The sequence below is a fragment of the Bradyrhizobium sp. 170 genome, from assembly GCF_023101085.1.
In the GTDB taxonomy this organism is placed as follows: Bacteria; Pseudomonadota; Alphaproteobacteria; order Rhizobiales; family Xanthobacteraceae; genus Bradyrhizobium.
The window spans coordinates 7,171,129-7,188,932 of the sequence record NZ_CP064703.1 but is presented as its reverse complement, the minus strand read 5'-3'; the positions used below and the strand labels follow the sequence as shown (position 1 = coordinate 7,188,932).

Here is a 17,804-nt window from a genome sequence, read left to right as displayed (position 1 = left end):
ACGGCCGCCGATCACACGTAGCCGCGGCAATTCTGTTGGTGAGTCTGTGGTGAGTTTTGAATCTTGTGCGCTTTTAGAGATCTGGGCAAGTTATTGAATTCGCTGGCGCACCCGACACGATTCGAACGTGTGACCTTTGCTTTCGGAGGGCAACGCGATGCAGTTTGTTTCGGCAAGCGATTGAAGGGTTTGACCTGTTACCGAAAACCGCAAGCGTGGGAAGCATCAATCGGCTTATCAATTTATCCTTTCCGGCGGCAGCCTAGAATAGCAATTTGAGATGGTTGCGTGTACCACTCGGCAAGCTTTGAGTTTAGGCGGACGATCGGAGGAAATATCGCAGATTTGTGTCGTGGGGGAAAAGCAGTAGTGGTCTCCCGACTCGAACCCCCAACTGTGCGGTTCGATCTGATCACTTTTTCACGACGTCCAGGTTCGAGCCCTGGTGCGCCCACCAAGCCTTTCAAGATCTGATACATTGCCGTTGAATGTGGTGACGCGCGTCGAACTGACGGCAATCCTGCTCGACCGTCTGCCATTCCCTCAGCCAAACACTGCCAAAGAAGAAAGCCGTTCCGCAACCGGTTCATACGGAAATACGCTTCCATTCCGCGGTTCGAAAAAGCAAACCGCTTCCATTGCTCCGTCGGCCGGAAACGACGACATTTGCCCTGCAAATCAACAGATTGGCCGTGCAATGGACCGCTTGAGATACGAGCCGTTTGGCGAGCGTCTGGCGCCCGAAGGGGGCGCGGCGCCGCCTTCGCGCGCGTCCAAATATCTGTTGTGGGCCGGCACCGGCCTGTTCTGGTCGCTGGTTGGGGCCATCGTGATCGCCCGCGCCGTCTTCTTCGAGCCGGGCGTATTTGACGAATTCAGCCGCGTCGCGGCGCTCGCCAAAGCTTTGATCTTCTAAGCTACCTCCGCAACGCGCTTGTCCTGCCAGATCAGCCGCTCGAACGCGGTCGCCGCGGGAATTTCTATTCGCCCGGGTACCTTCAATTGCCACAGCGTGCGCTCGATCTGCAGGTCGCGCATCGGCACGACCTTGAGCCGGCCGAGCGTGACCTGATCGGAAATCGTGGCGCTGGAGACGATGGCGACGCCGAGGCCGGCGGCTACCGCCTGCTTGATCGCCTCGGTGCTGCCGATCTCCAGCGTCCGCCGGGGTTCAATGCCCCCGGCAGCCAGCGCCTGCGCCACCACTTCGCGCGATCCGGAACCGGGCTCGCGCACGATCAGGACTTCGTCGCCAAGCGCTGCGCCGTCGATCCCGCGTTCGGCCGCCGCGAAGCGGTGCCGCGCATCGACGATCAGGCTCATCACGTCGGTGCGCCAGGCATGGCTCTCGAGTTCGTCATCTTCGACCGGACCTTCGGCCAGCGCGATCTCGATATCATGCGCCAGCATGAGATCGGCGATGTCCCTGGTATTCGCGATTACGAGATGCAGGTCGATCCCGGGGTATTTTCGGTGAAACGTCCCGAGATAGTCCGATATCATGTAGGTCGCGATCGTGGTGGATGCGCCGATGCGCAGCGATCCGCTGTCGAGATTGCGCAGCGACAACAATTCGTCCTCCGCTGCGCGCTCGGCCGCAAACAGCGTCTCCGCATGCCGCACCAGCGCCTTTCCCTCCCGCGTCGGCCGCACGCCCTTTGGCGTCCGGTCGAGCAGGCGGCAGCCGACCTGAAGCTCGAAATCCCGCACCCCCTTGGAGATCGCGGGCTGGCTGATATGGAGGGCGTCGGCTGCGCGCGAGAAGCTTCCGGTTCTCACCACCGTCGTGAACAGGCGCAGCAGATGCAGGTTTAAGGACATAACTTCTATCTATCGGGCCAGATCGAAAATATATTACCCGACTATCCCATTCTGGCGCATAGATTTTTCTCCCCGGGAGAAATTAGTGCCGCAGGACGAGGAATTTTCCGCCCCAGGAAATGGGCCGGCCAACAGCTTCAGCCGTCTTGCAGCGCTCATTCCCGGCGTTCTCCTTTGCATCGTCGTCGCCGGCGTCTCGGCAGCCCTGGAAATTGCAGAACGGCGCCTGTTCGCGCACCCCTATGTGGAGGCGCTGGTACTGGCGATCCTGCTCGGCATGGCCGTGCGCAGTTTCTGGAATCCGTCCGAGCGCTGGCAGGCCGGCATCGCCTTCAGCGCCAAGCAGCTGCTCGAGGTGGCCGTGATGCTGCTCGGTGCGTCCATCAGCTTTGCCGCGATCGCGGCGTCCGGCGCTGCCTTGCTCGGCGCGATTGCTGCGACCGTCGTCGTGACCCTGGGCCTCAGCTTCGGCGTCGGCCGCATGCTCGACCTGTCGACGCGGCTCTCGATCCTGATCGCCTGCGGCAACTCCATCTGCGGCAATTCGGCGATTGCAGCGGTCGCGCCGGTCATCGGCGCCGATGGTGACGAAATCGCATCCTCGATCTCCTTCACCGCGATACTCGGCGTGATGATGGTGTTGGGGCTGCCGCTGCTCATTCCACTTCTGCAATTGTCGGCGACGCAATACGGAATTCTCGCCGGCCTCACGGTCTACGCTGTCCCGCAAGTGCTTGCCGCAACGGTGCCTGCCGGGCTCGTGAGCACGCAGATCGGCACGCTGGTGAAGTTGATGCGCGTATTGATGCTGGGGCCGATCGTGGTGGGGCTTTCGTTGCTCGCTCCGCGTCTGCGCGGCGGAGCGCACGGCAAGACAACGGTCGGCTTCTTCCGGCTTGTGCCCTGGTTCATTCTCGGCTTTCTCGCGCTTTCCGTTCTGCGCTCGCTCGATATCGTACCCGCAACGGTGATCGGTCCGCTGGCTGCGATCACCGGCTTTCTCACGGTCGTGTCGATGGCGGCACTCGGTCTCGGCGTCGACGTTCGGGTTCTTGCCACCGTCGGCGGCAGGGTGACGGCGGCCGTGACGCTGTCGCTGATGCTCCTGCTTGCGATCAGCATCGGCCTGGTTCATCTGTTCAACTGATGCCCGCCCGGGTGGCTGCGCGGAATCGTTCGAGCCGATCAGTCCAGCCTGAAGCCGATGCGCCTCACATAGGCGCCGAAGTCCGCGCGCTCGGGATGCGTGTATTGCCGCGCCTTGTCCTCCGACCAGCCATAGGGTTCGGCCAATCCGAACTCCGTGACATAGCGTTGAGCTGCGTTAGGGTGCGCTGCCTCGCGGCGCCGATCATATGCCTCGATGGCATCATCGAGGCCGTCTTCCAGAAACGTATTGTGATGCACGGTCACGGACAGCGGCAGCCGCATGCTGAGCTTTGGCGCTTCCGCAGGATATCCCACGGCGAGGCCGGCGACCGGGAAAACATGGTCGGGAAGTTTCAGGAGCGCGACAGCGCGTCGGCGTGATTGCGAACCGCGCTGACCGGACAGACACCCAGGCCTTCAGCCTCGGCTGCAATCACGAACGCGGACAGGGCGATCGCCGCATCGACAGCGGCATTGAAGAAGGCATCGAGATGATCGTTGGCGAAATGCCTGTCGCGCAATGTGTGGATTCGACGCTGTCGCCGATTATTGCCGCAGAAGATGAGAAGGTTAGGGACGTCTGCAAGCCATTTCTGACCTAGCGGCCCGTCTGCTAACAATGCTCCGATCTGTGATTTCAGGGACGGCGCGTCGATGATGATGATGTCGCGCTGCTGGAGATCGCTTTTGGTCGGAGCGCATAGCGCCAGGGCACATAGCCGCCGCAACGTCAGGTACGGAATGGGATCGGACCGGAATTTTCGTACCGAGCCACGAGCCGCCAACTTACCGAGGAGGGAAGGGGCGTCGCCGCCGAATTCCACATCCGCAGCGTCAGGACCGAAACGATCGACGAGCGGGGTTTTTGAATTGGACATCTCGAAGGTCTCCTGGGGCGCTGCTCATGATTGAAGTCGGGAGCATAAATTATTCGGTTGCGTTTTGCAGCGCTTCGGAGCCGAATGATCGAAAAGACGGCGCCGCTTCCGGGGAGAATGATTGCCATGGATATGAAACTTTCGCCTGAGCAACTGAAGCTCCGCAGCGCTGCGCGTGAATTGGCCGAAGCCGAATTCGCGCCGAAGGCAGCGGAGATCGATCGAACCGAGGCCTACCCTTTCGACAACGTAGCCGCTCTGAAGGCCGCGGGCTTCATGGGCTATACGATTCCTAAATCCCACGGCGGTCGGGGAGGAAGTTACTTCGAGGCTGCCCTGATCATCGAGGAAATGGCGCGGGTATGCGGGGCGACGGGGCGCATTACGGTCGAGGCCAACATGGGTGCCATCTCCGCGGTCATGCAGTATGGCACCGAAAAGCAGAAGCGGCTGGGAGCCGATCTCGTTCTTTCCGGCGACAAGCCGGCGATTTGCATCACCGAACCGGAAGCCGGATCGGCGGCGACCGAGATGACGACGCGTGCAGACAAGCACGGCAACACCTACGTTATCCAAGGCAAGAAGCACTGGATTACGGGCGGCGGGGTCTCAAAACTCCATCTGATCTTCGCCCGCGTATTCGACGAGCGGGGCGAGGAGCAGGGGATCGGCGGCTTCCTCGCGCTTGGGGGGACTCCCGGTCTGATCATCGGCAAACGCGAGCCCGCAATGGGCCTCCGTGGCATCCCCGAAACGGAGATCATCTTCGAAAATCTTGAAGTCCAGGAGGATATGCTGGTGCTGCCGCCGCGCGGGCTTCGGCGCGGATTTGCGGACCTCATCGATGCCTATAACAGCCAGCGGGTCGGCGCCGGAACAGTCGCGCTCGGGCTCGCGCAGGGTGCGTTTGAGAAGGCCATGACCTTCGTGAAAGAACGCAAGCAGTTCGGACGCCCGATCGCTGAATTCCAGGGGCTGCAGTGGATGCTGGCCGACATGGCGGTGGCGCTCAATGCCGCGCGGCTGTCGCTGCATCAGGCTGCCCTTAGCGCCGATCCTTTTCCGGATCCTCTTCTCGCGGCGCAGGCAAAGATCATCGCGTCCGAGACGGCCAACACGGTCACGAACCAGGCGCTGCAACTGTTCGGCGCCAGAGGCTACTCGCGGGATTATCCGCTCGAACGGATGGTTCGGGATGCCCGCATGTTCACGATTGCCGGCGGCACGGCGCAGGTGCTGAGGACGCTGGTGGCGTCGAGGATTCTCGACACAAAAATCCCGCAGACCCGCAATGGATATTTAGAGGCGGTTCAGGCTCCATCCCTCGCGGCGAAGTAATCTCTTGCCGCGGTTCGCACCGCGCGGCTATGCGTTGCTGCAAAGTGCGGACGGTGGGCATCGAGTGCCGATGATCGACCAGCGTCACGATGCCGTGCTGTTTGCGGCCTTCCTGCTGAGGCCCATCAAAAAAGCTGTCTCACGATCCAGACGATGAGAAATAGCCAGCCCGCCATGGCGATCGCGACAGCGATCAAATAGTTTACTTTCATCCATGTGTGGCGCACTGGCGATCCAAAGAACAAAGCCGCCAAGCGGAGTATTTTCGCCTGGCGGCTTTGCTGGTGTGGGCCCGGACGCTTGGGGGAAATTGTCCGGTACTCAATCAATAACCCAGCTTGAGGACGCTGCAACCGAACTCGCGACTTAACCTAACCAGTCAACCTTACTGATCGGCAGGTCCTGGATCGCAGAGTAGCTTCTGCAACACGAACTTGCTGCTTAGCTTGTTGAGCTCCGCCATTTGCTCCGACAGACTTCGAAGTCGCGCCTGTGGCAGCAACTACTGGATCCTGAACTCATCGAGCTTTCTTCCACTCGCAATCAGTTTGGCCAGCCAGCGCGGGGTTTTGCCTCGCCCCGACCACGTCTCTGACGGGTTGTCCGGGTTTCGATACTTGGCCTCTACCTTCGGGTATGGCCGGCGCTCCGGACTTGGCGACGACAATTCCGCAACCCTGCTGGCCAGCTGATTGAGCTGCTGTTCAAGTTTCTTCTTCTCGTCCTCAATCTTGTCACTCAGGATCGCGCCGATTCTTTCGTGCAGATCCCAGAGGTCGTCGAGCGACATTTGCCTTAGTTTGTCGTCTTTCATGTCGCACCCCAGCAAGGAGCATGAAAAGCCAGTTCGTTACCAAACCAGACGCTCTCGAAGAGAAAAGCCGCCCTGAGGCGGCCCTTCGACAGGAAACTGATCGCGGCTTTAGGCCAGAGCAGTCGCTTGGCGCTTCCGCCGATAGGTCATGTAGCCGACACCGGCAAAGCCAAGGATCATCATGGCCCAGGTCGAGGGCTCCGGCACGGGTCCAACATTGCCGTAGGAGATGTTGTCGAATTCGAATGAATTGCTCGACGATGCGAGAACGATCTTGTCGAAGCTCAGGCCGGTGAACGTGACATAAGCGTTCGTCAGAGCGCCCGACTGGTCGCCGTTAAATCCAAGCGCGGGCACTGCGTTGAGGTTGTTCCCAAAAAGCGTCAGGAACGGCGTGGCGCTGCTTCCCAGATAGAATGCGACGCTGTTGTAGGAATCGATCGATCCCCAAAACAGACCGAACTTGTTCTGGGCTCCCGAGAACGTCAGCGTCTCGGACTTGCCACCCAGAATGGACATGTAGTTTGTGGTGTCTCCCGCCGGCGTCGCCGAGATACCCGCCGCCGTTCCCGCGGCATTCTTGGCGATGATGGCCGTACCCGAGAAGGCGATGCCGCCAAGCGAAGCCGGCGCAGCGCCCCACTGGATGCTGGTGCCGGCAAACGTGTTCGGCGTGGCGAGGCCGTCGAACGTAATGTCGTTGTTGGTATTGGAATTGCCGGCGCTGAATGGGCCGCTGGATGCCGTGACGACCACGGCACGGGCGCTATCGCTCAAGGCGACAAGGGCGGCGAGCGCGCAGAGCGGTGCAAGCAATTTTCGCATGATCGGGCTTCCAAATAAATAGTTAATTCTCGTCCGGAATTTAAATTCGAAAATTAAATAAAGCAAGGCCAATTAAAAGGAAGAGATATCAATACTAACGGCTATTCCGTCGTCCGACCCGGATGCAAGCCAAGGTTCGCCGGAGAAGCGCGCGCAATTGTGGGCACTTTTGCTGCCGCCTTGTGTTCGCTTCGGCCAGTTTCCCCATTTCTATGGGCGAATTATTCAAATCCTAACGAATGCGTTGGGCCCGAATTATTCATGTCCCGGGAGGCGCAAAGCCTTCGCGCGCAAAAGAGCCATATGGATAAAACTGTAACGGTCGGTTTGAGCGGCGGGCAATAGTCCTCCCGCCAAATGCCCCCAGAGCTCGCGAGAGGCTCTTGGGGGTGTTCGATGTTTTCACGTGATCTGGCCGGCCCGACAAGCAGGGATGCGATTGACGGCTTCGATGCGATCGCGGATGCGCTCGATCGCGACTTCGATCCCGCCCACGGCAGGAGCTCAAGGCTCGGCGACTTCCTTGCGATCGCGGCAGGCTGGCTCGTTCTCGGAGCGGTTATTTTTTACCCCGGTCTTCAACTCGCTGCGATCGTGGTCTGCGCGGCATTCCTCGCAACGCGCTCGTTCGCCCGTCTCATCCTTGGCCCCAGCCCGTCCCGTGAACAGCCGCGCGAAAGCCAGGCTCTGCTGGCCGCTTAGCTGTTCCCCGCTGCTCCCGTGCCATCGGCGGCCACCGCCGTTCGCGGCAAGGTGAGGTCGCCCATGTGAACGGGGTAGGAGTGGGACGTCTTGTCCCAAACGAGGGCCGTGCCGGATATCCGGTGGCTGACGTAGATGCGCACGGCGCGCCACGTTGCGAAGAAGTTGACGAAATTGCCAACGACAAGCCTCGGCGCGGCCATCAGGGCATGACGCACATTGTAGATCATGCCTGTGAACGTCATTCGGTTGAACAGGCGCCAGACCAGAAACAGGAAGTTTGCGAAAAACATCCAGACCGCCCAGTTCTGGTTCAGCAGGGTATAAACAAACTGCTTTTCGGGATCGAAAACCGCCCTATAGAGTTCGAACACGGTCAGATTGGCGAGCGCAAAATAGGCGAGCATGACCGCCGGGCTGGTGATCACGCCCTTTCTGTCTCGCGCCAGAAAGTACTTGGTCCCGAGAGAGCCTTTCCAGCCTTGCTCCTGGGAGCCCTGGAATACGATGCCGAGCAGCCAGCGCGCGCGCTGGCGATAGGCGGCCTCGAGGCCTGACGGAAAGAACTCGCGGGTCGCCACCGGAAGGGTCCGGTGGAGAATGCCTGGGTTGCCGCTGTCGATATCGATGTCGATCGCGTAGCTGGCCGGATAGGCGATAAACGCGGAATTGAACCCGAGTTCAGAGACACGAAACGCGATGTCATAGTCTTCCGTGAACGATGACGTGCGGAAAGCCTCGCCGTGGTTCTGATCGTTGAGATGCTGGATCGCCTCCCGGCTGAAGCATGCGGAGACGCCGGCGCAGGGAATGACGCCGCTGATCCGCTGCCGGACCTCGAGGTCCTTGGTGTGCATCTCGGCGAACTCATCCATATAGAGGCCCGCGATCATCGAAGTGATCGGCCGGGAGAACGAGTAGACCGGCAACTGAATGAAGTCGTAGATGTCGACCAGCTTGTTGAAGAGCTTGAGCTCCAGCGGGTGAATGAGGTCCTCGGAATCGTGCATCACGATTCCCGCAAACTTAATGTTCTGCTCGGCCTCGAACATGAAGATGTCAGAGATCGTCTGGTTCAGGCAATCGGCCTTGCTGGTCGGGCCATCGTGCGGAACCAGCACCATATGGATGTTCTTGTACAGCCCCTGCGCCTTGCGCACCTCGGCCTGGGTGAGGGGATCATTCAGATAGACGCCGACGAAGTAATGCGCGTGCTGGTAGCGCACGAGCCGGGAGTTCGATGAGAGCATCGAAAAAATGACGTCGTGCTCCTTCCAGCACGGCACCATGATGGCGATGGGGCGCTCGGGCAGTTGCTCGAGAATCTCCACGCTCGGCAATTCCCTGGACTTGCTGTCCGACGTGCCCATCAGCCTGCTGCTCCAGTACAGCAGGTCCACCACGAGGTCGTCGATGCTGGAGATCGCGATGATCACGCCAGCGATCAGCATCAGAATCTCGACGACATAGAGATATTGAAAGATGAAGGAGGGGGCTTGTGTCATGAGTCAGGATGCGTGGTGAAGCTGAATGATTTCGGCGGAGCGCATTTGCGGCGGCAGGACGAATTGTCGATAGAGCGCCTCGACGATCCGCTTGCTGGCGTGACCATCGCCATAGGGAAATACCGGGCGGGCCATGCGGGTGTATTTCGCGCTGTTCTTGTGCAACTCGAACAAGGCACCGAATACCGCCTCGCGAGAAGTCCCGACCAACTCGACAACCCCTGACGCCACCGCCTCGGGCCGCTCGGTTACGTCGCGCAACACCAGAACGGGCTTGCCGAGCGCAGGCGCCTCTTCCTGAAGGCCGCCGCTGTCGGTCACCACGCACCAGGCATTCTGTATCGCAGCGACAATGTCGCGGTAGCCCAACGGGTCGACCAGCTTGATCCGGGGATGCCCCGAAAGAATCTCGATGGCCGTTTCGCGCGCGTTTGGATTGGGATGAACCGGAAAATATACGGCGACGTCGGGGGTGAGATCGACGAAGGCCCTGATCGCGGTGAACACGTCCCGCAGCGGCGCGCCAAAATTCTCGCGCCGATGCGCGGTGAGGAGGATGGTCCGTAACCTCGGAAAGTCGGCGGGCGGCGCCGGCTTCGAAGCCGCGACTTCGAGCAGCGAGTCGATCACCGTGTTTCCCGAAACGAGGATCTTCTCCCGCGAAATGTTCTCTCGCGTCAGGTTCTGCGCAGCGGCCGATGTGGGCGCGCAGTGGAGAGACGTGGATACGGCGATCGAACGGCGGTGAAATTCCTCGGGGAAGGGCGCGTCAAGGCTTGGCGTGCGCAGTCCGGCCTCGACATGCACAAAGGCGATCTTGCGGTAGAACGCCGCAATCGACGACGCATAGGCGGTCGTCGTGTCCCCCTGGGCCAGAACGCAATCCGGCCGCACCTCGCCGAAATATTTGTCCAGGCGGCGAATGAGCAGGCTGGCGAGAACCGCCGGCGTGCGACAATTGCTTCGATGCGGGATGGAGAAGTCCGGACGGAGGTCGAATTCGGCAAGGGTGCTGTCGAGCAGATCGCTCTGCTGGCCGGACGTTACGATCCGAACGGTCGCCCATTCGGCTTCGCGCAGGCGGCGGATGATGGGGGCCACCTTGATGACTTCAGGCCGGGTCCCAATCACAAAGACAAAAGTGCGGACAGGCGTTGAGTGGCTGAAATGCTCTCTGCGAGGGTGATGCATGCCTTGCTTTCAAAAGTTCGCATCGTCCCCACGACACGTAATACCAACCGAGATGCCGTCCCATCGCCTGACCCGCCGGCACGATTAGAAATCGCCGGCAATTTAGCTCGCGACCCTAAATTAGACAATTGATTTAAATGGATTTTCAGAGATTACCGTGGAAATGCGGGAGGAGACTTGGATGCATGGTAAATGCGAGCGTGCCCGTATTTATGCGGGCGGCATAATTTTTGACCATTAACGCGGTCGCCGGAAATCGATTTGCGATGGCGGGCTGGACCCAGCCGGGTCGGGGGCAGGAGCGCCGCGGTGATGCTGCCGCCAACCCATGCAGTTAATTGCCGCCTCGTTTTAAAAGAGGCATTTGTGGATTGGTTGCCTGCGAGCTACGGGCGTTCATGAGCCCGGTGTAGCAAGGGCGGTTCGGCGGACGCGCGAAAGAAATCCTGAGAGCGAGCTCCGTCCTTCGAATCTCTTCGCGAAGCTGCTGAATCTCGAAATAGGCTTTTGCAATGTCGTCCGGCATAAACGTGATCTCGACCCAGCATTCCAAATTGAACCACAAACCCATCGCTTGGTTGGGTCACAACGTAACAATGGAACCGACAACGACATATGAGTGCAATGCCATACAAATGGGCTTGCCTGGTATCCGCGGTTTCGCCGCGCGCGCTATGGCGATGGAGGGCTCAAGTGCTTGCGGGCTGTGGCTCGTCTACCGCAGGACGCCACTCTTTACCGCAAAGACAAAGTGATTGACGAATGCCTCGAGGCCGTCGCGTCGATTTCCCTCGAGGTTTTCGGCGGCTGAACGAAGCGAAGGATGCGGCCGTTGTTCAATGGCATCCAAATCCGCGGAAACCGCCTCGAGGGCGTATCGCAATCGTCTCAAATCGGAGTTGAGTTTGGTATCCACGGCCGCCACCGCAAAACCTTTAAATTAAACAATTAAAGGTAAAACATATGCGATAATATTGTGGCGGTCAACGCGATGATTAAAAAATATTCCAATGATTTTATTTGCTTAGTCCGATCAGGGCAGCCTTGGCGCGGTCTTCAGGTGGCAGTTTTCTGCTTTTCCTTAATTGCGGGCTGAAGATGGCTGCAATCAGGAGGTACGATCGCCGTTGTTCGCGGCTGCGGCACAAGCGTTGGTGGTCGGCACGACGAGGCCGCTTCAGTGTCCTCACAGACTCGATGGCGTAACGCACTGAGGTTGATGCCCGCTTTGCTTCTAAAGCGGCATATTTGCCGCGCAGCAGCGGTCCAGCACGGTACAAAAAAGAAGCCGCCCTTGAGGCGGCTTCTCAATCCAATCGGAGCGCTGATCAGGCCGCGAGCGTTGCGCCGTTGCGACGGCGATAAGCCATAAAACCTACCCCAACGAAGCCAAGGATCAGCATCGCCCAGGTTGAGGGCTCCGGAACGGGCGCCAACACGTCGAGCGATACGTTGTCGAAGTACTGTGAGGTAACGCCACCACCGGGTGCGAAGATGCGCGTGGCCTGTAGCTGGATGGTATGCTGGCCCGCCGTAAGGTTGGTGGTGAAGTCCAGCGTGTTGCGCAGTGTCGTCGACGTGCCAGGGCCGACGAAGTCAAAGCTATCCAACACCACACCATCCAGCAGGACGCTCATCAATCCGAACGCCGTGAGACCATTCACGCGGGTATATGCCGCAATATCGGCCGAGAATGTCGCCAGACCACCCGTCGTCGTGAACGTCTGCGAGACACCACCACCTTCCCCGGGAGCTGAACCATAGATCGGATTGATCTTGCCTGCGTTCAGGAACAACGCGTTCGAGGCGCCGGAGCCCGTCACGTTGAAAGAGACGACCGAGGCGTTCTGCGGCTGCGGAGCGCCTGGCAGGCTCGGAGTGGCCGCGATCGTTCCGTTCGCGGTGGTGTACGAGGTCCATCCCGTCAGACCCGATTGAAAGTCGCCGTTCGTGATCACCTCGACAGCTTTGGCTGGCACGGCGGACACAACAAGAACAGCGCAAGACAGTTTTGCGATAGTACCAACCATTTAATGATGCTCCGTTGAGAACCAGCGCCGAACACTGAATGTTCCCCGCCAGGCTCGGTCGATGACTGCGTCCCAAGGCTGGCCCAAGTGTTTATTTAAAGTTCGCCAGCTCCGAACATTATCTAATGTCGTATTATGACGCGTGGATGATACTTTTGCTGTGTTGATCGCTTATGCCTCAACAAGCTGGTCCTCTGCTCGCGCAGCACGCCCGTCGAGCAAAAGGTCTTGTCACTTCGAACTGTCCCGCATTTTTCAAGAGGCGGCCTTCCACCGTAAATTGCGGCTGCGGAGTCGCTACGGCGCCGGCGCAGCCGTCTGATCACCATGATCGACGGCAACGCTCAAGGCCGCATTCGGGGGCGGCCTTTTTCGGTGCTCGCAAACGCGCCGCATGACGGGCGCTAATATGTGGGGTGGGCGGACGCAGCCGAGCGTGGCTTAAGAGCCGGTATCGCGCCACACACTGGCTTCGTAGCCATCGATAACTTGCGTGGTGTGGGTAAATTCCTCAAGCTGACGCAACGGCTCGATGATCTTGCGCGCTACCAGCACGGTATTCGGCTCGGCATTCTTCTGCATGTGCCCGGTGACGTCGATGACGCGATCCGAGATCGTCTCGAGGGGGGTCGAGTCGTCGAAGTAGACCAGGCCCGCGTTCACGCCGCAGCGAACGGCGAAATCCGCCTTGGACAGTTTCACCTCGCGGTTGAACACCTTGAGACTCTTGATGACGTCCTTGCCTGACTGGCAAGCATCCTCCACATGGGCGAAGCATGCCATCACGCCGTCGGGCGTCCATGCCGTCTTCAGCACGCCTCTGGCGCGAAAGATGCGTTCCACGAGCTTTCGATACTCTTCGAAGTCATATTGAATTGAAGCATGGTCTTCGCCCGTCTTCATCCCGGCCGAGCCGACCACGTCGACGGCAAGGAAGGCCACTTCACGGCCGAACGTGTCGAGCTTCTTCTTGGTTTCGGCAAATACCCTCAACAACTCCTGACGGTTCACGGTCTTGCCGCTTTCCGCCATTCGCAGCGTCGTTTCCAGTTCGGCGTCGAGCTTGGAGCCCGGCTTCACACCCTCCTTGCGGCGCCATGCCTGGGCCGACTTTCGCAGCAGCCGCCGGTTCGAGGCGGTCTGCGCGCGTTGGGCGACTGCGCCTGAGAAGATGGTAACGAGAACGGCGAGGCCAATGAGAATCCAGTCGGACCGATCGCTGCCGGCAATGTTGGTCGGCACATATCGATGCAGCACCGGCACGGATTTACTGAGAACGTATTCGCGCGCTTCGAACAGCTTGGCCGGGACCGTTGCGTTCTTCGGATTGTCGAACAGGACAAACAGCTTCGGGCCTACCAGAACAATTATCAGGGCGAACGTTGCGACGCCCAGCAGTTTCCTCAGCCCAAACAGCACGTGAACCAGGATCGATTTTGGAGCTTCGCGATGAACCACTTTGATTGTCCCCAGGCAGAGCGGGCGAGTTGATCCGACAACTGCTCGGCCAGCTTATAGCTTGCCATCCGCTTTAGTGGCAAATCACCCCGTCCGATCAGGCGCATGCCGGGCGAGTAACCTGAGCGGTCCCTTCTTTCGGCGGCGCTTGTTGTCAGGTCGACGGCGGCTTTTCGTCTGCATTGCCGGCAACCGAACCCAGGGCAGACATCGCCGCGGCCTTCAGGCGGATCGGATCGCGCTCGCCGTCGCCGGCCACCTTCAGGATCTTGGCTGCGATCAATCGAAGCTGCTGGTCCGATGCCGGCTCGGGCAAGGAAGCCTCGGCACCTTCCAGCGCCTTTGACATCAACTCGATCGTTTGCTGACCGAACGAGGGACCGCCAAATTGGCCGTGGTCCAGTTCCTCGATAATCCGGCGGGCCTTTCGGTGCTGTATGGCTTCCTCGGCCTCAAGACTTGTCGCGACATTCTGCGAAGCCTCAGCCTTCGAATCGGACGCAGAACTCCCGCCTGGATGCATGAGCTTTTCAGGCACAAACAGCTCAAGAGCAAATTTCAAGGTGTCTCGAAATCTCATCTTGCTTCTGCCCGGTCGTCACCTCGGTATATGCTTGGCAAACCTATACGCTTGCACGGTCGTTGCTATCCCGGAAAATCCGAATCATCCAAGAATCCAGCCTTTCGTTTTTTCAAAAAAATGCAACGTTGTTGATCGGGCGGCGGTTCGATAGGCTGTACAAAACTTCTTTTCCAACGTTGGTCTAGCGGCCTGCCGGTCCAGCGAAACCGTGCCCCGAAAACTGGCACGCCAAGGAGACTCGATATGGCACGAGCTTTCAAGGTTCGTTCCGCGGAGCGCGATGCTCAGACCGACAGCGAACGGCTCGGCTCAATTTCGGCCGCCGTTGAGGCCGCCGTCGCCTCGATCCGGAAAGAGCGGGACGCCCTGCGTGCGCGGGTCGATGCGGCGCGCGATCAGGCTGCCTTTGCCACAGGCACTGATTATGATGAATATCTGACGCGCGACGCCAAGGACGCGGCCAGGATCAAGGAATACGAGCAGCAAATGGCAAGCGGCGAAAAACGCACACAGGAGCTCGAGCGTCAGCTAGGCGGTCTGGGTGCCATTCAGGAAGTCTTCAGCCGGTATTTCGCGGACAAGGTGCGGTAGGGACCATCAGCCGGAAAATTGCGGATAACCCACGTTTAAATCGTATTGCTGGAATTATACCCGCTCTGAGTGCCGAATATTGAGCCGGGATCGCAAATGTAAATATGCCGGCCGGGTCGTCAGGCCAACAAAATACCCCACCTGAACGCTGATAACCGGAAGCAACACGACGGCTATACTGTCCAGCAAACCTTGGCCGCCGGCCCAAGCCGAGACAATATACGCCCCGGCGCCCAATATGGAGAGCGGGAGCAGCGCCAGAATATTGAAGTGAAGGCCCACATAGATGCCGGCACCGCAGGCGAGGATGGGCAGCATCGCTAACTGGCTCCAGAATACGATTAAAGGCGCATTCAAACTGATTAAATGTTGCGTTGCACTCCGGCCGAGTGTATGGTCACGGGTATTAACGAAGAGTTACTTAGACCTTTGAAGGTCTGTCGGATTTATGGTCTCTCTGGCCAATAATCGGACGATTGGTATCAGTGATACTGCGCGGGCATTTTTCTCATGTCGATTGGAGCGGATATTGGCAACAAGGTAGGCCAGCTCGACAATTCCGCTGGCGGTTCTCCCGCCCGTTTCTCCAGTAACGCAGTCCCCTATCTCTTATCGACCGCAGATGCCTTCGTGATCCTGCTGTCCAGCGTGGCAGGGGGCATTGGCTATCAGCTATCCGTCGGCAACGACGTGCCGAACATTCTCCCGCATTGCGCAGTGGGGCTGTTGGCCAGCTTCATTCACATCCTGCGCATGAGCGGCAGCGGTTATTACGATTTTCCTGACAGCGCCAAACCGCGCGTCGAGATTGGTGAAATACTGATCTGTTGGTTTACGACAGGGCTGCTGCTCGCCTTCTTCGCGTTTCTGCTCAAGATCGGTGTCGATTATTCGCGCGGCGCCTTTGTGGTGTTTTATTTTGCTGCGCCGGCGGGATTACTCGCCGTCAGGAAGGCTACCAAGGTGGCCCTGGCGGCTGCCGTTTCGCGCGGCGTGATCGGCCGGCGGGATATCGTGCTGATCGGCGATTTCCACGAGATCGCCGCGTTGGAGCCCCGGGATCTCCTGGTTTTCTTCGGTACTTCCGAAGTCAGCCGCTTCACGCTCAGTTTGGAAGATGATCCGGTGAAGCGCGACTCCACCGATGTCAGCGTTATCAATTCAGCGGCAAACTTTGTCAGGCGCAATAATTGCCGGGAAGTCTTGCTTGCGATGCCCTGGGAGGATGCGCCCCGGCTGGAATTCATCCGCGAGCACGTCAAGACGCTTCCGGTAGCGGTGCGGCTCTTGCCCGACATGCGGGTTCGAACGTTGACGAATTATGCGTCGTCGGCGCGTCAGCGCGTCCTCGCCATCGAAATTCAACGTGCGCCGCTCGGTGCCGCGGAACGCTTCGTCAAGCGCGTGATGGACATCGTCATCGCGGCCCTGGCGTTGCTGTTCTTTCTCCCCATCATGGCGCTCACGGCTTTCGCCATCAAGCTTGACAGTCCCGGGCCGGTTATTTTCCGGCAGTTCCGAAAGGGATTTAATGGCAAGCAGTTCATGATGTTCAAATTCCGCACCATGACCGTGCAGGAAAACGGGTCTGCTGTGGTGCAGGCTACGCGCGACGATCCCCGGGTAACGTCCATTGGCCGGCTGTTGCGATCGGCAAGTATCGACGAATTGCCTCAGCTGTTGAACGTCCTCAGGGGAGATATGTCGCTGATCGGGCCGCGCCCGCATGCGCTGGCCCATGACAATTATTTTGAGACGGTGTTGAGCGAGTATGCTTTCCGGCATCACGTCAAACCCGGCATGACCGGTTGGGCGCAATGCAACGGCGCGCGCGGGGGCACGCCTACGATCGAGCACATCTCCGAACGCGTAAAACTCGATCTCTGGTACATCAACAACTGGAGCCTGTGGCTGGACATCCAGATATTGATCAAGACCTTTTTCGAGGTGCTTCGTAAGCGCAACGCTTACTGACCCCCAACCGAGGGGCGAGTCGCTGCGTGGCAAACACCGGCGGTTGTCGGCTACGAGGCGGGGAACCTCACCATATGCGGCCCTGCGCGATCTAGGCGAGCCTCCCGGAAGTTGCGGGACTGGTCACGATTTGAGAGATATTTGAACCATTTAGGTTTTGACGCCCTGCAAACCCGCGTTTTTGCGGAGATTTGTCGGCCAAATCTACAATTTTACTGGAAAGGGCCGGCGCGGGACTTATAGTTCGTCACGAATCGTGATGGTCGCGAGTGGGATGAACAAGAAGCCAAATTTCGATGGAATGTCGGTAGACGAGTTGTGGCAGCTCCATGAGGAGCTTAGTCAGGTGCTGTCGGTTCGATTGACGTCGGAAAAGCGCGAGCTTGAGAAGCGGTTGGCGCAACTTCGACGCGAAAAAGAGATGCGCCAATCGGAATCCGCGGATGTCCGAAGTGCGCCTCGCGAGCGCCGGAAATACCCGCGTGTATTCCCAAAATATCGAAATCCCGACGAGCCTTCCGAAACCTGGTCAGGTCGCGGGAAGCAGCCGCGCTGGCTCACGGCCGCGCTAAAGACCGGTCACAAGATCGAGGAGTTCGTGATTGGCAAGCCGGAAGCCGGCGGCGAAGGTCCTCGCCGCCGCCGCGCATAGGCGTCTTTTGGCAGCCGCAAAGGCTGTGTAATCGGAGGTCTCCATGAAGCTCGCGCTGTGTGCCGCGTTGTCCCTGCTGCTGATTGGAACCGCCGCGTCAGGTCAAAGCAACGTCTCGATCGGCAAGTTGCGCCTGGCCGATGCTGCCAGCGATGCCTGCTTTGCCAACTGCGCCAGCCAGAACGATTCCTGCAAGCGCGTATGCCCAACCACGCTCGGTGCTCCCTGCCAGAGCGCATGTGACAGCCAGGCCCAAACGTGCAGGCAAAGCTGCCAGAGCAGTAGCAGATAGA

At 59.1% G+C, this 17,804-nt stretch carries 21 protein-coding genes; 8 read left to right on the top strand and 13 right to left on the bottom strand.

All coding sequences use genetic code 11. The features are described 5' to 3' along the window. Positions 1-478 precede the first annotated feature (478 nt). The gene (locus IVB05_RS33520; protein WP_247780270.1) at positions 479-916 is read left to right on the top strand and encodes a hypothetical protein; all 438 of its coding nucleotides are present in this window, start codon (positions 479-481) and stop codon (positions 914-916) included. Here IVB05_RS33520 and IVB05_RS33515 read toward each other — a convergent pair. Further along, complete coding sequence (locus IVB05_RS33515) at positions 913-1,821, bottom strand: LysR family transcriptional regulator (RefSeq protein WP_247780269.1); 909 nt, start codon at positions 1,819-1,821, stop codon at positions 913-915. The two genes, IVB05_RS33520 and IVB05_RS33515, sit on opposite strands and share 4 nt — an antisense overlap. A gap of 85 nt (positions 1,822-1,906) precedes the next feature. On the opposite strand from IVB05_RS33515, the gene IVB05_RS33510 reads away from it, so the two are divergent. Next, positions 1,907-2,968, top strand: a complete 1,062-nt coding sequence (locus IVB05_RS33510; protein WP_247780268.1) for a putative sulfate exporter family transporter — start codon at positions 1,907-1,909, stop codon at positions 2,966-2,968. A gap of 38 nt (positions 2,969-3,006) precedes the next feature. Here IVB05_RS33510 and IVB05_RS33505 read toward each other — a convergent pair whose 3' ends face one another. Together IVB05_RS33505 and IVB05_RS33500 are read right to left on the bottom strand one after the other, a co-directional pair. Continuing rightward, entirely contained in the window at positions 3,007-3,285 is a 279-nt protein-coding gene (locus IVB05_RS33505) for a hypothetical protein (protein ID WP_247780267.1), read from the bottom strand. 38 nt (positions 3,286-3,323) lie between these two features. Then, positions 3,324-3,848, bottom strand: a complete 525-nt coding sequence (locus IVB05_RS33500; RefSeq protein WP_247780266.1) for a nitroreductase family protein — start codon at positions 3,846-3,848, stop codon at positions 3,324-3,326. 126 nt (positions 3,849-3,974) lie between these two features. On the opposite strand from IVB05_RS33500, the gene acdA reads away from it, so the two are divergent. Next, positions 3,975-5,186, top strand: a complete 1,212-nt coding sequence (gene acdA, locus IVB05_RS33495; protein WP_247780265.1) for a 3-sulfinopropanoyl-CoA desulfinase — start codon at positions 3,975-3,977, stop codon at positions 5,184-5,186. 502 nt (positions 5,187-5,688) lie between these two features. Here acdA and IVB05_RS33490 read toward each other — a convergent pair. Both IVB05_RS33490 and IVB05_RS33485 read right to left on the bottom strand, forming a co-directional pair. After that, entirely contained in the window at positions 5,689-6,000 is a 312-nt protein-coding gene (locus tag IVB05_RS33490) for an H-NS histone family protein (RefSeq protein ID WP_247780264.1), read from the bottom strand. A gap of 108 nt (positions 6,001-6,108) precedes the next feature. Further along, a complete protein-coding gene (locus tag IVB05_RS33485) occupies positions 6,109-6,825 on the bottom strand; it encodes a PEPxxWA-CTERM sorting domain-containing protein (RefSeq protein WP_247780263.1) in 717 nt (238 codons plus the stop codon). Between the two features lie 396 nt (positions 6,826-7,221). On the opposite strand from IVB05_RS33485, the gene IVB05_RS33480 reads away from it, so the two are divergent. After that, positions 7,222-7,527, top strand: coding sequence for a hypothetical protein (locus IVB05_RS33480; RefSeq protein WP_247780262.1), 306 nt, complete (start codon positions 7,222-7,224; stop codon positions 7,525-7,527). Here the strand turns inward: IVB05_RS33480 and IVB05_RS33475 are convergent. From IVB05_RS33475 to IVB05_RS33445, 7 genes are all read right to left on the bottom strand, one after another. After that, positions 7,524-9,032 (bottom strand): glycosyl transferase family protein, encoded by a 1,509-nt coding sequence (locus IVB05_RS33475; RefSeq protein WP_247780261.1) that lies wholly within the window; start codon positions 9,030-9,032, stop codon positions 7,524-7,526. The genes IVB05_RS33480 and IVB05_RS33475 overlap by 4 nt on opposite strands. Before the next feature lie 3 nt (positions 9,033-9,035). Then, complete coding sequence (gene wecB / locus IVB05_RS33470) at positions 9,036-10,223, bottom strand: UDP-N-acetylglucosamine 2-epimerase (non-hydrolyzing) (protein ID WP_256472694.1); 1,188 nt, start codon at positions 10,221-10,223, stop codon at positions 9,036-9,038. 334 nt (positions 10,224-10,557) lie between these two features. After that, a complete protein-coding gene (locus IVB05_RS33465) occupies positions 10,558-10,749 on the bottom strand; it encodes a hypothetical protein (protein WP_247780259.1) in 192 nt (63 codons plus the stop codon). 189 nt (positions 10,750-10,938) lie between these two features. Then, positions 10,939-11,139: a hypothetical protein gene (locus tag IVB05_RS33460; RefSeq protein WP_247780258.1), complete on the bottom strand. Its 201-nt coding sequence runs from the start codon at positions 11,137-11,139 to the stop codon at positions 10,939-10,941. 412 nt (positions 11,140-11,551) lie between these two features. Further along, positions 11,552-12,253 (bottom strand): PEPxxWA-CTERM sorting domain-containing protein, encoded by a 702-nt coding sequence (locus IVB05_RS33455; protein ID WP_247780257.1) that lies wholly within the window; start codon positions 12,251-12,253, stop codon positions 11,552-11,554. Positions 12,254-12,694: 441 nt separating this feature from the next. Then, positions 12,695-13,711: a hypothetical protein gene (locus IVB05_RS33450; protein ID WP_247780256.1), complete on the bottom strand. Its 1,017-nt coding sequence runs from the start codon at positions 13,709-13,711 to the stop codon at positions 12,695-12,697. A gap of 154 nt (positions 13,712-13,865) precedes the next feature. Beyond that, positions 13,866-14,273, bottom strand: coding sequence for a hypothetical protein (locus IVB05_RS33445; protein WP_247780255.1), 408 nt, complete (start codon positions 14,271-14,273; stop codon positions 13,866-13,868). A gap of 264 nt (positions 14,274-14,537) precedes the next feature. On the opposite strand from IVB05_RS33445, the gene IVB05_RS33440 reads away from it, so the two are divergent. Continuing rightward, positions 14,538-14,885, top strand: coding sequence for a hypothetical protein (locus IVB05_RS33440; RefSeq protein ID WP_247780254.1), 348 nt, complete (start codon positions 14,538-14,540; stop codon positions 14,883-14,885). A 54-nt stretch (positions 14,886-14,939) separates the two neighbouring features. Here IVB05_RS33440 and IVB05_RS33435 read toward each other — a convergent pair whose 3' ends face one another. Beyond that, entirely contained in the window at positions 14,940-15,203 is a 264-nt protein-coding gene (locus IVB05_RS33435) for a hypothetical protein (protein ID WP_247780253.1), read from the bottom strand. A 192-nt stretch (positions 15,204-15,395) separates the two neighbouring features. On the opposite strand from IVB05_RS33435, the gene IVB05_RS33430 reads away from it, so the two are divergent. From IVB05_RS33430 to IVB05_RS33420, 3 genes are all read left to right on the top strand, one after another. Further along, positions 15,396-16,859 (top strand): undecaprenyl-phosphate glucose phosphotransferase, encoded by a 1,464-nt coding sequence (locus IVB05_RS33430; RefSeq protein WP_247780252.1) that lies wholly within the window; start codon positions 15,396-15,398, stop codon positions 16,857-16,859. A 274-nt stretch (positions 16,860-17,133) separates the two neighbouring features. After that, entirely contained in the window at positions 17,134-17,511 is a 378-nt protein-coding gene (locus IVB05_RS33425) for an H-NS histone family protein (protein WP_247780251.1), read from the top strand. Positions 17,512-17,554: 43 nt separating this feature from the next. Continuing rightward, the gene (locus IVB05_RS33420; protein WP_247780250.1) at positions 17,555-17,803 is read left to right on the top strand and encodes a hypothetical protein; all 249 of its coding nucleotides are present in this window, start codon (positions 17,555-17,557) and stop codon (positions 17,801-17,803) included. The last annotated feature ends 1 nt before the right edge of the window (position 17,804 follow it).